General features: G+C 60.1%; 12 protein-coding genes. 5 read left to right on the plus strand and 7 right to left on the minus strand.

Features of this window, described 5'->3' with window-relative positions; all coding sequences use genetic code 11:
- Positions 1–18: 18 nt before the first annotated feature.
- The 5 genes from ACA075_RS29180 to ACA075_RS29200 form a co-directional block, all read right to left on the minus strand.
- Positions 19–987: a CDP-6-deoxy-delta-3,4-glucoseen reductase gene (locus ACA075_RS29180; protein WP_497296575.1), complete on the minus strand. Its 969-nt coding sequence runs from the start codon at positions 985–987 to the stop codon at positions 19–21.
- On the minus strand, positions 987–2,453 hold the full coding sequence (ubiD, locus tag ACA075_RS29185) for a 4-hydroxy-3-polyprenylbenzoate decarboxylase (protein ID WP_219094975.1): 1,467 nt from the start codon (positions 2,451–2,453) through the stop codon (positions 987–989). The genes ACA075_RS29180 and ubiD overlap by 1 nt, the downstream gene beginning before the upstream one ends.
- A 139-nt stretch (positions 2,454–2,592) precedes the next feature.
- Positions 2,593–3,852 (minus strand): transcription termination factor Rho, encoded by a 1,260-nt coding sequence (gene rho / locus ACA075_RS29190; RefSeq protein ID WP_007942421.1) that lies wholly within the window; start codon positions 3,850–3,852, stop codon positions 2,593–2,595.
- Positions 3,853–4,100: 248 nt separating this feature from the next.
- Complete coding sequence (gene trxA / locus ACA075_RS29195) at positions 4,101–4,430, minus strand: thioredoxin TrxA (RefSeq protein WP_003438289.1); 330 nt, start codon at positions 4,428–4,430, stop codon at positions 4,101–4,103.
- Between the two features lie 120 nt (positions 4,431–4,550).
- Positions 4,551–5,258 carry a FadR/GntR family transcriptional regulator gene (locus ACA075_RS29200; protein WP_497296576.1) on the minus strand — a complete coding sequence of 236 codons (708 nt, stop codon included), beginning with the start codon at positions 5,256–5,258 and terminating at the stop codon, positions 4,551–4,553.
- Between the two features lie 257 nt (positions 5,259–5,515).
- Here ACA075_RS29200 and ACA075_RS29205 point away from each other — a divergent pair, with 257 nt between their 5' ends.
- From ACA075_RS29205 to ppx, 5 genes are all read left to right on the plus strand, one after another.
- Positions 5,516–6,301: a transporter substrate-binding domain-containing protein gene (locus tag ACA075_RS29205; protein ID WP_219094972.1), complete on the plus strand. Its 786-nt coding sequence runs from the start codon at positions 5,516–5,518 to the stop codon at positions 6,299–6,301.
- Positions 6,302–6,322: 21 nt separating this feature from the next.
- The gene (locus ACA075_RS29210; RefSeq protein WP_497296577.1) at positions 6,323–6,991 is read left to right on the plus strand and encodes an amino acid ABC transporter permease; all 669 of its coding nucleotides are present in this window, start codon (positions 6,323–6,325) and stop codon (positions 6,989–6,991) included.
- Positions 6,988–7,638: an amino acid ABC transporter permease gene (locus ACA075_RS29215; RefSeq protein WP_497296578.1), complete on the plus strand. Its 651-nt coding sequence runs from the start codon at positions 6,988–6,990 to the stop codon at positions 7,636–7,638. Before ACA075_RS29210 ends, ACA075_RS29215 begins: the two co-directional genes overlap by 4 nt.
- A complete protein-coding gene (locus ACA075_RS29220; protein WP_497296579.1) occupies positions 7,625–8,362 on the plus strand; it encodes an amino acid ABC transporter ATP-binding protein in 738 nt (245 codons plus the stop codon). Before ACA075_RS29215 ends, ACA075_RS29220 begins: the two co-directional genes overlap by 14 nt.
- 143 nt (positions 8,363–8,505) lie before the next feature.
- On the plus strand, positions 8,506–10,008 hold the full coding sequence (gene ppx / locus ACA075_RS29225) for an exopolyphosphatase (protein WP_497299350.1): 1,503 nt from the start codon (positions 8,506–8,508) through the stop codon (positions 10,006–10,008).
- A gap of 222 nt (positions 10,009–10,230) precedes the next feature.
- Here ppx and ppk1 read toward each other — a convergent pair whose 3' ends face one another.
- Positions 10,231–12,453: a polyphosphate kinase 1 gene (gene ppk1 / locus ACA075_RS29230; protein WP_497296580.1), complete on the minus strand. Its 2,223-nt coding sequence runs from the start codon at positions 12,451–12,453 to the stop codon at positions 10,231–10,233.
- Between the two features lie 18 nt (positions 12,454–12,471).
- A complete protein-coding gene (gene hemB, locus ACA075_RS29235; protein ID WP_008150323.1) occupies positions 12,472–13,485 on the minus strand; it encodes a porphobilinogen synthase in 1,014 nt (337 codons plus the stop codon).
- Between the last annotated feature and the right edge of the window lie 36 nt (positions 13,486–13,521).

Below are 13,521 nucleotides of genomic sequence, written 5' to 3' on the forward strand. Positions count from 1 at the left end.
GCGGATCAAGATCGCGGATCAAGATCGCGGCGCGTAGGCAAAGACATCCGCACGCATCTGATGAGCATCCATCCCCGCGTCGACCAAAGCATCCAGCGTGCCGTAGACCATGGCCGGTGAGCCGCTGGCATACACGTGCAGCGCTTTCAGATCAGGGAAGTCCTCACACACCGCCTCATGCAACATGCCGCAACGCCCCTGCCAGCCGCATTGATCGCTGACGACTTTATGCAGGAACAGATTGGGCAGCTTCAGCCACTCATCCCAATGCTCGATTTCATAAAAGTCTTCCGGCCGACGCACACCCCAATACAGATGCACCGGATGCTTGAAACCTGCGGCCCGACAATGTTCGATCAGGCTGTGGATCTGGCCCATTCCGGTGCCGGCGGCAATCAGCACCAGCGGACCGTCCGGCAGTTCCGCCAGATGGGTATCGCCGAACGGCATCTCGATGCGCACCATCGGATTGCGTTGCAGTTGTTCGATCAGGTTCAGCGCACTGCTTTCGCGCGCCAGCACATGGATTTCCAGGTCGCGCCCGGCATGCGGCGCCGAGGCCAGGGAGAATGCGGATTTCTCGCCGTTCTCGCGCTCGATCATCAAATACTGACCCGCGTGATAACGCGGCGGCTTGCCGGCTGGCGCCCGCAGATGCACGCGAAAGGTATCTCCGCCGACGTCCCTGCATTCAATGACCTGACACGACAAGCTGCGCACCGGCAATTCTCCCAGCGCGAGCACGCCATCCCACAGCACGATGCAGTCTTCCAGCGGCTCTGCTATGCAAGTGTAGAACTCGCCATGGTCACGCACACCGCCGTCCTGTTGGACCCGGCCTTCCACCAGCAACGCCGCGCACACGTGGCAATTGCCGTTGCGGCAGCTTTGCGGGCATTCATAGCCCAGACGCCGCGCGCCATCGAGAATCCGCTCGCCGGGCAGAATCTCTAGCACTGCTCCGGAGGGCTGCAAGGTTACACGCATCAATCTATTCCTAACTGATTCCAGATGGCATCGATCCGTTGGGTCACGGCGTCGTCCTTGACGATCACCCGGCCCCACTCGCGAGTGGTTTCGCCCGGCCATTTATGCGTGGCATCGAGCCCCATCTTCGAGCCCAGTCCAGAGACCGGCGAGGCGAAGTCGAGGTAGTCGATCGGCGTGTTGTCGATCATCACCGTGTCACGCTTGGGGTCCATGCGCGTGGTGATGGCCCAGATCACGTCGTTCCAGTCGCGTGCGTTGATATCGTCATCACAGACGATAACGAACTTGGTGTACATGAACTGTCGCAAAAACGACCAGACACCCAGCATTACCCGCTTCGCGTGACCCGGATACGACTTCTTCATGGTCACGATGGCCATGCGGTACGAACAACCTTCCGGCGGCAGGTAGAAGTCGGTGATTTCCGGGAACTGCTTCTGCAGGATCGGCACGAACACTTCATTCAGCGCCACGCCGAGAATCGCCGGCTCATCCGGCGGACGGCCGGTGTAGGTGCTGTGGTAGATCGGTTTGATCCGGTGGGTGATGCGCTCGACGGTGAACACCGGGAAGCTGTCGACTTCGTTGTAGTAACCGGTGTGGTCGCCGTAGGGGCCTTCGTCGGCCATTTCGCCCGGATGGATCACGCCTTCAAGGATGATCTCGGCGGTGGCCGGCACTTGCAGGTCGTTGCCACGGCATTTCACCAGCTCGGTACGGTTGCCGCGCAGCAGACCGGCGAAGGCGTATTCGGAGAGGCTGTCTGGTACCGGCGTGACGGCGCCAAGGATGGTCGCCGGGTCAGCGCCCAGCGCCACGGAGACCGGGAACGGCTGGCCGGGATGTTTTTCGCACCACTCGCGATAATCCAGTGCGCCGCCACGGTGGCTCAGCCAGCGCATGATGACCTTGTTGCGGCCAATCACTTGCTGACGGTAGATGCCGAGGTTCTGGCGGTCCTTGTTCGGACCTTTGGTGACGGTCAGGCCCCAGGTGATCAGCGGGCCGACGTCGCCTGGCCAGCAGGTCTGCACCGGCAGCATCGCCAGGTCGACGTCGTCGCCTTCAATGACCACTTCCTGGCACACCGCGTCTTTGACGACTTTCGGCGCCATCGCGATGATCTTGCGGAAGATCGGCAGCTTGGACCAGGCGTCTTTCAAGCCCTTCGGTGGCTCGGGCTCTTTGAGGAAGGCCAGCAGCTTGCCGATCTCGCGCAATTCGCTGACCGCTTCTGCGCCCATGCCCAGCGCTACGCGCTCAGGGGTGCCAAACAGGTTGCCGAGCACCGGGATGTCATAACCCGTGGGTTTTTCGAAAAGAAGAGCCGGACCTTTGGCACGCAGGGTGCGGTCGCAGACCTCGGTCATTTCGAGCACTGGGGACACCGGAACCTGGATGCGCTTGAGTTCGCCGCGCTTTTCCAGGCCGCTGATAAAGTCGCGCAAGTCGCGATACTGCATGCGTGAGCCTCGTGTTGGCCGTGCCGTTCGGGGGTGGCAGTTTAGCGCCGAACCCCTCTATTCAGAACCACGAACTACCGGTTCTTCAAAAATCAGATAGCAAAAAGCCGGGTTTCCCCGGCTTTTTGGCCCGTTCGACTTACTTGCGTTTCATCGACAGGAAGAACTCATCGTTGGTCTTGGTCGTTTTCAGCTTGTCGACCAGGAACTCGATGGCAGCGATTTCATCCATCGGATGCAGCAGCTTGCGCAGGATCCACATGCGCTGCAACTCGTCGTCGGCCGTCAGCAACTCTTCGCGGCGGGTGCCGGAACGGTTGATGTTGATGGCCGGGAAGACGCGTTTTTCAGCGATACGACGATCCAGAGGCAGTTCCATGTTGCCAGTGCCTTTGAATTCTTCGTAGATCACTTCGTCCATCTTCGAGCCGGTTTCAACCAGCGCGGTGGCGATGATGGTCAGCGAACCGCCTTCTTCGATGTTCCGCGCGGCGCCGAAGAAACGTTTCGGTTTCTCCAGGGCGTGGGCATCGACACCACCGGTGAGTACTTTGCCGGAGCTCGGGATCACGGTGTTGTAGGCGCGAGCCAGACGGGTGATGGAGTCAAGCAGGATCACCACGTCTTTCTTGTGTTCGACCAGGCGCTTGGCCTTCTCGATCACCATCTCGGCAACCTGCACGTGGCGGGTTGGCGGCTCGTCGAACGTCGAGGCAACCACTTCGCCGCGCACGGTGCGCTGCATTTCGGTTACTTCTTCCGGACGTTCGTCGATCAGCAATACGATCAGATGAACTTCAGGATTGTTACGTGCGATGTTTGCCGCGATGTTCTGCAGCATGATGGTTTTACCGGCTTTCGGCGGTGCAACGATCAGACCGCGCTGGCCTTTGCCGATCGGAGCGCACAGGTCGATGACACGACCGGTCAAGTCTTCGGTGGAACCGTTGCCGGCTTCCATCTTCATGCGCACGGTCGGGAACAGCGGGGTCAGGTTCTCGAAGAGAATCTTGTTTTTCGCGTTCTCGGGACGATCGTAGTTGATCGTGTCGACCTTGAGCAGCGCGAAATAACGCTCGCCTTCCTTGGGAGGGCGGATCTTGCCAACGATGGTGTCACCGGTGCGCAAGTTGAAGCGACGGATCTGGCTCGGCGAGACATAGATATCGTCTGGGCCGGCGAGATAGGAAGCGTCAGCGGAGCGCAGGAAGCCGAAGCCGTCCTGGAGAATCTCCAGCACGCCATCACCGGAGATTTCCTCGCCGCTTTTAGCGTGCTTTTTGAGCAGGGAGAAAATCACGTCCTGCTTGCGCGAACGGGCCATATTTTCTATGCCCATCTGTTCGGCCAATTCGAGCAGTTCGGTAATCGGCTTTTGCTTGAGTTCAGTCAGATTCATATAGGAATGACGTAATCATTTATGGAGGGGGGGAAATTAAGCTTTTGGCTTAATGAGGCCGCGCCGCAGAGAAGGCGACAGGATCGCGTACTTATTCGAAAAGGAGTGCGTCGGCGACGGCTAGCAGGGGGCAATGGAGAAACCAGTGCGGGGCCGAATGTACCACCTGAGTTTCGGAGCGTCTAGCCCTCAATAACGAAAAGGCCCCGCAATATGCGGGGCCTTTTCATGACGCTTTATAACAACGCTTAAATGTTGGCGTCGAGGAAGGCAGCCAGTTGCGACTTCGACAGTGCGCCGACCTTAGTCGCTTCAACGTTGCCGTTCTTGAACAGCATCAGAGTCGGGATACCACGCACGCCATGCTTGGCCGGGGTTTCCTGATTCTCGTCGATGTTCAGCTTGGCAATGGTCAACTTGCCTTTGTAGGTTTCAGCAATTTCGTCCAGGACAGGAGCGATCATCTTGCAAGGGCCGCACCATTCTGCCCAGTAGTCGACCAGTACAGCGCCTTCGGCCTTGAGTACGTCAGCCTCGAAGCTAGCGTCGGTGACGTGTTTGATAAGATCGCTGCTCATGGAAGTCTCCAGGTTGTAAGCAAAAAAACGTGGCCCATCATAGCCGCCCTTCCCTCGTTCAGGAAGGTGCAGTTGATTGAGTCTCGCTATGGTGCGGCATGAGTTTGGGTATAGCTCAAGTCACGGTGTGGCGGGAGCGACGAAGGCAATTCCGGTGCGCAGGGCGGCATTGCGCACATGTTCCTGCATGGCTTTCTGCGCTGCGCCGGACGAGCGCCGGGCCAGCGCGCGGAGGATTTTGCGGTGTTCCTGCCAGGTTTCCATGGCGCGCTCGGCCCGGATGAACGGTAGCTTCTGGCTCTCCAGAAAAATGTCGGCGCTGGCCGTGAGAATGCTCAGCATCGCCTGATTACCGCTGGCCAGCAGGATGCGCCGGTGAAAATCGAAATCCAGTCGCGCCGCCGCCTCGAAGTCACCGACCTTCAATTCGTTGCGCATGGCGGCCACGTTATCTTCCAGCGTATCGAGTTCGTGAGTGCTCAGGGTTACCGCCGCCAAACCGGCGGCAAAACCCTCCAGGGCATAGCGCAACTGGAAGATGTCCAACGGCGATGCCTGGGCCGCGAATGGCCAGCTCAGCGCCGCATCGCCGCGCGGAAAATCCACCGGCGACTGCACAAAAACGCCCTTGCCCGGCTGGATACTGATCACGCCCAGCGCACTCAACGACGACAGCGCCTCACGCAGGGACGCCCGACTGACCCCCAATTGCACCGCCAGATCCCGCTGCGAAGGCAACGCATCACCCGGCGCGAAACCCTGCTCGGTGATCAGTTTACGGATGGCTTGCAGCGCCACTTCAGGTACGGCTCGGGAAATCGAATTCATGGTTTTTTCAGACGAACCAGGACAATGAGCGGCTAGTTGTAAAGCTATTCGCCGCCCTCGGCAAGTCGTGCCCCATGGGGGTTCGGCACGTTTCACGGATGCGCCATGAGGGTGCGAAATGCCCTTTCACTGTTCAGACCAGTAAGACCGAACGAATCCAGTAAAACCGCGGCCTGCGGTACCCAAAACCGCTTCTTGGCATGGCCCGTGCTCTGTCGATCCGCAGAATTCATTCCTCGCCGATCCGGAGATTCGCCATGACCCTGCGTTACAGCGCCCTTCTCACTGCCCTGTTTGCCAGCCTGATGTTGAGCCAGGCACCCGCTCACGCCGACGGCCTGGAGGATGTGGTCAAACGCGGCGTCCTCAAGGTGGCCGTGCCTCAGGACTTTCCACCGTTCGGCTCGGTCGGCCCGGACATGAAACCGCGCGGCCTCGACATCGACACCGCCAAACTGCTGGCCGAGCAACTCAAGGTCAAACTTGAACTGACCCCGGTCAACAGCACCAACCGCATCCCGTTCCTGACCACCGGCAAGGTCGACCTGGTGATCTCCAGCCTGGGCAAAAACCCCGAGCGCGAGAAAGTCATCGACTTCTCAAGCGCCTATGCGCCTTTCTACCTCGCCGTGTTCGGCCCGCCAGACGCCGACATCAAAAGCCTGGACGACCTCAAGGGCAAGACCGTCAGTGTCACCCGAGGCGCCATCGAAGACATCGAGCTGACCAAAGTCGCTCCCGAAGGCGTGACCATCAAACGCTTCGAAGACAACAACTCGACTATCGCCGCCTACATCGCCGGCCAGGTTGACTTGATCGCCAGCGGCAACGTGGTGATGGTCGCGATCAGCGAGAAGAACCCGAAACGCATTCCAGCGTTGAAAGTGAAGCTCAAGGACTCGCCGGTCTATGTCGGCGTGAACAAGAACGAGCCGGCACTGCTGGGCAAGGTCAATCAGATCCTCGCCACCGCCAAAACCGACGGTGCACTGGAGAAAAACTCCCAGACCTGGCTGAAAGAGCCATTGCCGGCCGACCTCTGATCGTCGCTCGGGAGATTAGATATGGCCTATCAATTCGACTTTCTGCCGGTGGTGCAAAACACCGACCTGCTGCTGCGCGGCGCGTTGTTCACCCTTGAACTGACGGCCATCGGCGCGGTGTTGGGTGTGGGGTTGGGCATTGTCGGGGCGCTGGTGCGGGCGTGGAACATTCGCCCGTTCTCGGCGATCTTCGGGGTCTACGTCGAGTTGATCCGCAATACGCCGTTCCTGGTGCAGCTGTTTTTTATCTTCTTCGGCTTGCCATCGCTGGGCGTGCAGATTTCCGAATGGCAGGCGGCGGTGCTGGCGATGGTGATCAACCTCGGCGCCTACTCGACCGAAATCATTCGCGCCGGCATCCAGGCGATCCCCCGAGGACAGCTGGAAGCTGCTGCAGCCCTGGCGATGAGCCGATTCGAAGCGTTCCGCCACGTGATTCTGCTGCCGGCGCTGGGCAAAGTCTGGCCGGCCCTGAGCAGCCAGATCATCATCGTCATGCTCGGCTCGGCGGTCTGTTCGCAAATCGCCACCGAAGAATTGAGCTTCGCCGCCAACTTCATTCAGTCGCGCAACTTCCGCGCCTTTGAAACCTATGCCCTGACCACGCTGCTGTACCTGTGCATGGCGCTGCTGATCCGCCAACTGCTGAACTGGATCGGCCGTCGCTATATATCGAGGAGCAGCCAATGAGCGATTTCACGTTCTGGGACGTCGTACGCAACCTGCTCACCGGCCTGCAATGGACCGTGGCACTGTCATTGGTGGCGTTTATCGGCGGCGGGTTGATCGGCTTGCTGATCATGGTCATGCGCATCTCGAAAAAGCCCTTGCCGAGCAACGTTGCCCGCACCTACATCGAGTTGTTCCAGGGCACGCCTTTGTTGATGCAGCTGTTCCTGGTGTTCTTCGGCGTGGCGCTGGCCGGTGTGGAGATTTCGCCGTGGATGGCGGCGGCGCTGGCCCTGACGCTGTTCACCAGCGCCTATCTGGCGGAGATCTGGCGCGGCTGCGTCGACTCGATTCCCAACGGCCAGTGGGAAGCCTCGTCGAGCCTGGCGCTCAACCCGCTGGAGCAACTGCGCTACGTGATTCTGCCGCAAGCGCTGCGGATCGCCGTGGCGCCCACCGTGGGCTTCTCGGTGCAAGTGGTCAAAGGCACCGCCGTGACCTCGATCATCGGCTTCACCGAACTAACCAAGACTGGCGGCATGCTCGCCAACGCGACGTTCGAACCGTTCTTGGTCTACGGCCTCGTGGCCCTCGGTTACTTCCTGCTTTGCTACCCCTTGTCCCTCAGTGCGCGCTATCTGGAAAGGAGACTGCATGCCTCTGCTTAGAATTTCCGCCCTGCATAAATATTACGGCGACCACCATGTGCTCAAAGGTATCGACCTCAGTGTCGAGGAAGGCCAGGTGGTGGCGATCATCGGCCGCAGCGGCTCGGGCAAATCTACGTTGCTGCGCACCCTCAATGGCCTGGAATCGATCAACGACGGCGTGATCGAGGTCGACGGCGAATACCTTGACGCCGCACGCGCCGATTTGCGCAGCTTGCGGCAGAAAGTCGGGATGGTGTTTCAGCAGTTCAACCTGTTCCCGCACCTGACCGTGGGCGAAAACGTGATGCTCGCGCCGCAAGTGGTGCAGAAAGTACCGAAGGCTAAAGCGGTCGAGCTGGCACGGGAGATGCTGGAGCGGGTCGGGCTGGGCGAGAAGTTTGATGCCTTCCCGGACCGACTGTCGGGCGGACAGCAACAGCGCGTGGCGATTGCCCGGGCGTTGGCAATGTCTCCCAAAGTCTTGCTCTGCGACGAAATCACGTCAGCGCTGGACCCGGAATTGGTCAATGAAGTGCTGAGCGTGGTCCGGCAACTGGCCAAGGAAGGGATGACGCTGATCATGGTCACCCATGAAATGCGTTTTGCCCGGGAGGTGGGGGATAAGCTGGTGTTCATGCATCAGGGCAAGGTGCATGAGGTCGGGGATCCGAAGATTTTGTTTGCAAATCCGCAGACGGCGGAGCTGGCGAATTTCATCGGCACAGTTGAAGCGGCGGGCTAACCCTTTTGTGGCGAGGGAGCTTGCTCCCTCGCCACAGGAACTCATGCCGTCCGTGCTCTGGATCAAGGCTTTGAACGCTGCGCGTTGGCGCCAGCCTTTGATCGTGGCACGATGTCGAGGTTATCGACCGAGACCCCATGACCATGCCGCAATCCCAAGCCAAGAATCTGTCCCTGATCGCCGCAATCGACCTGGGCTCCAACAGCTTTCACATGGTCGTGGCCAAGGCCCAGAACGGCGAAATCCGTATTCTCGAGCGCCTCGGGGAGAAGGTTCAGCTGGCCGCCGGCATCGACGAAGAGCGTCAGCTCAACGAAGAATCGATGCAGCGCGGGCTTGATTGCCTGAAGCGTTTTGCCCAACTGATCAACGGTATGCCGCCGGGTGCCGTGCGGATCGTCGGCACCAACGCCCTGCGTGAAGCCCGCAACCGCGGCGAATTCATCCGCCGCGCCGAAGAGATCCTCGGCCACTCGGTGGAAGTCATCTCCGGTCGTGAAGAAGCACGCCTGATCTACCTTGGCGTCTCCCACACCCTCGCCGACACCCCGGGCAAACGCCTGGTGGCCGACATCGGCGGCGGCAGTACCGAATTCATCATCGGCCAGCGCTTCGAACCGCTGCTGCGCGAAAGCCTGCAAATGGGCTGCGTCAGTTATACCCAGCGTTATTTCAAGGACGGCAAGATCACCCCGGCCCGCTACGCCCAGGCGTACACCGCAGCGCGGCTGGAGATCATGAGCATCGAACACGCCCTGCACCGCCTGACCTGGGATGAAGCCATCGGCTCCTCGGGCACCATCCGTGCGATCGGCTTGGCCTTGAAGGCCGGCGGTCATGGCACGGGCGAGGTCAACGCCGAAGGCCTGGCCTGGCTCAAGCGCAAACTGATGAAGCTGGGCGACGTCGAGAAAATCGACTTCGAAGGCATCAAGCCCGACCGCCGCGCAATCTTCCCGGCGGGCCTGGCGATTCTCGAAGCGATCTTCGACGCCCTCGAACTGCAACGCATGGACCACTGTGAAGGCGCCCTGCGCGAAGGCGTGCTCTATGACCTGCTGGGCCGTCATCATCATGAAGACGTCCGTGAGCGCACCCTCAGCTCGCTGATGGAGCGTTACCACGTCGATCTGGAACAAGCCGCGCGCGTCGAACGCAAAGCCCTGCATGCCTTCGATCAAGTGGCCAAGGATTGGGATCTGGACGACGGCGTCTGGCGCGAATTGCTCGGCTGGGCCGCCAAGGTCCATGAAGTGGGCCTGGACATCGCTCACTATCAGTACCACAAGCACGGCGCCTACCTGATCGAGCACTCGGACCTGGCCGGGTTCTCCCGCGAAGACCAACTGATGCTCGCGCTACTGGTGCGCGGTCACCGGCGCAATATTCCCAAGGACCGGTTTGCCGATTTCGGCGATGACGGTATCAAGCTGATTCGCCTGTGCGTGCTGCTGCGCTTTGCGATCCTGTTCCATCACATCCGAGGCACCCAGGAAATGCCGCAGGTGGTACTGCACGCCAGCCGCGACAGCCTCGATGTGTTGTTCCCGGAAAACTGGCTGGACGAAAACCAACTGACCCAGGCTGACTTCGCCCTCGAAGCGGAATGGCTGACCCGGGTCAGCTTCACCCTGAACGTTCGCTAAACCCAACGTTGTGTGAGGAGATTGCTGTGGCAAGGGGATTTATCCCCGTTCGGCTGCGAAGCAGTCGTGAAGTCAGTGGATGCGGTCTGCCTGATGCACTGAGGTGGCAGTTTTCGGGGCCGCTTCGCAGCCCAACGGGGATAAATCCCCTCACCACAGTTAAGTAGCCACAAACAAAAATGGCGATCCGCAGGGATCGCCTTTTTTTATGCAGCGTGTGGGTTAACGCACGGCCAGAATCGGGCTGCCCAACCGCTCCAGCAAGGTCGCCTGCGCGCTGCGCGGGTTCTGGTTGCCGGTCGGGGTGTTGCGGATGTAGCGACCATCCGCCTGCAGGCTCCAGCTGTGGGTGTTATCGGTTAGATAAAGCTCCAGCTCTTTCTTGACCCGCATGATCAGCTTCTTGCCTTCCACCGGGAAGCAAGTCTCGACGCGCTTGTCGAGGTTGCGCTCCATCCAGTCGGCACTGGACAGGAACATCTGCTCTTCGCCGCCATTGAGGAAGTAGAAAACCCGGGTGTGCTCCAGGAAACGCCCGATGATCGAACGCACGTGAATGTTGTGCGAAACCCCGGCGATGCCCGGCCGCAGGCAGCACATGCCGCGCACCACCAGATCGATACGTACCCCGGACTGGCTGGCCTTGTACAGCGCACGGATGATCTTCGGATCGGTCAGCGAGTTGAACTTGGCGATGATGTGGGCCGGTTTGCCGTCGAGGGCGAACTGGGTTTCGCGGGCAATCATGTCCAGCATGCCCTTCTTCAACGTGAACGGCGCATGCAGCAGCTTCTTCATGCGTAGGGTTTTACCCATGCCGATCAGCTGGCTGAACAGTTTGCCGACGTCTTCGCACAAGGCGTCGTCCGAGGTCAGCAAGCTGTAGTCGGTGTAAAGACGGGCGTTGGCCGCGTGGTAGTTGCCGGTACCCAAGTGGGCGTAACGCACGATCTCGCCGGCTTCGCGACGCAGAATCAGCATCATCTTGGCGTGGGTCTTGAAACCGACCACGCCGTAAATCACCACCGCACCGGCCGCTTGCAGACGGCTGGCCAGTTGCAGGTTGGACTCTTCATCGAAGCGCGCACGCAATTCGATCACCGCGGTGACCTCCTTGCCGTTACGCGCCGCATCCACCAGCGCATCGACGATTTCCGAGTTGGCGCCGGAGCGGTACAGCGTCTGGCGGACCGCCAAGACATGCGGGTCCTTCGCGGCCTGGCGCAACAGGTCGACTACCGGGGTAAACGACTCGAACGGGTGCAGCAGCAGGATGTCCTGCTTGCTGATCACGCTGAAGATGTTCTCGCTGTTCTGAAGCAGTTTCGGGATCTGCGGCGTGAACGGCATGTATTGCAACGCGCGCTGACTGTCCAGGCCGGTAATGCTGAACAAGCGGGTCAGGTTGACCGGACCGTTGACCTGATACAGCTCGGTCTCGTGCAGGTTGAACTGCTTGAGCAAATAGTCGGACAAGTGTTTCGGGCACGTATCGGCCACTTCCAGGCGCACCGCGTCACCGTAGCGACGGGAGAACAACTCGCCGCGCAAGGCGCGGGCCAAGTCTTCCACGTCTTCGGTATCGACCGCGAGGTCGGCGTTTCGGGTCAGGCGGAACTGGTAGCAGCCCTTGACCTTCATGCCTTGGAACAGGTCATCGGCGTGCGCGTGGATCATCGACGACAGGAACACATAGTTGTCGCCCGCGCCGCCCACTTCTTCCGGCAACTTGATCACGCGCGGCAGCAAACGTGGCGCCGGGATGATCGCCAGGCCGGAATCGCGACCGAAGGCGTCGATACCTTCGAGCTCGACGATGAAGTTCAGACTCTTGTTCACCAGCAACGGGAACGGGTGCGTCGGGTCGAGGCCGATCGGGGTAATGATCGGCGCGATCTCGTCGCGGAAATAGCGACGCACCCAGGTTTTGATCTTGGTGGTCCAGTGACGCCGACGGATGAAGCGGACCTGATGTTTTTCCAGTTCCGGCAACAGAATGTCGTTGAGAATCGCGTATTGGCGGTCGACATGACCGTGCACCAGTTCGCTGATGCGGGCCAGAGCCTGATGCGGTTGCAGGCCATCGGCGCCGGCCTGTTCACGGGCGAAGGTGATCTGCTTCTTCAGCCCGGCCACGCGAATCTCGAAGAACTCGTCCAGGTTGCTGGAGAAGATCAACAGAAACTTCAGCCGCTCCAGCAACGGGTAGGACTCATCCAGCGCCTGTTCCAGCACGCGGATGTTGAACTGCAGTTGCGAGAGCTCGCGATGGATATACAGGCTGCTGTCATCCAGGCCGGGAATCGCAATCGCCGGTGCCGCGGTCGCGGGTTCGGTCACCGCCGCGGGTGGAGCAGGCTCCAGCTCCGGCGGGGTCTCGGCGATTTGCTCGACCACGGGTTGAGCCTCTTTTACGGCAACTTCAGTAAGTCCTTCGGTATTCATGGAATGTTCCTGGGAGGGCTATTTCTGCTCTCGTAACAATTGAGCGGCGCGCACGGCAAAGTAAGTCAGGATGCCATCAGCCCCTGCACGTTTAAAAGCGGTCAGGGATTCGAGAATAACCCCTTCACTCAACCAGCCATTCTGGATGGCCGCCATGTGCATGGCGTATTCACCGCTGACCTGATAAACAAAGGTCGGCACTTTAAATTCTTCTTTGACCCGGTAAAGGATGTCCAGATACGGCATGCCTGGCTTGACCATGACCATGTCCGCGCCTTCTGACAAGTCCGCCGCCACTTCGTGCAGGGCTTCGTTGCTGTTGGCCGGGTCCATCTGATAGGAGGCCTTGTTGGCCTTGCCCAGGTTCAGCGCCGAACCTACTGCGTCGCGGAACGGGCCGTAATAGGCGCTCGCGTACTTGGCCGAGTAAGCCATGATCCGCACATTCACGTGATCGGCCAGCTCCAGCGCTTCGCGGATAGCCTGGATGCGACCGTCCATCATGTCCGACGGGGCCACCACCTGAGCACCGGCCTCAGCGTGAGACAGTGCCTGCTTGACCAGTGCGTCGACGGTAATGTCGTTCTGCACGTAGCCTTCTTCGTCGAGGATGCCGTCCTGGCCGTGGGTAGTGAACGGGTCCAGAGCGACGTCAGTGATCACCCCCAGTTCCGGGAATTGCGCACGCAGGGCGCGGGTCGCGCGCTGGGCAATACCATTGGGGTTCCAGGCTTCGGCGGCGTCCAGGGACTTGAGCTCCGGCGGCGTGACCGGGAACAACGCCAGCGCCGGAATCCCCAGTTCGACCCACTTAGCCGCTTCTTCGAGCAACAGATCGATGGTCAGGCGCTCGACGCCCGGCATCGACGCCACCGCTTCGCGACGGTTTTCACCGTCCAGCACGAACACCGGCAGGATCAGGTCATCGACGGTCAGAACGTTTTCACGGACCAGTCGACGCGAAAAATCATCACGGCGATTGCGACGCAGGCGGGTTGCAGGAAACAAACGGTTGGCGGGGGTAAAGCTCACGGCAGACTCCTGAGCCCGCTGGCGTGCGAGCGTGAC

The organism is Pseudomonas sp. LBUM1663 (assembly GCF_059695905.1).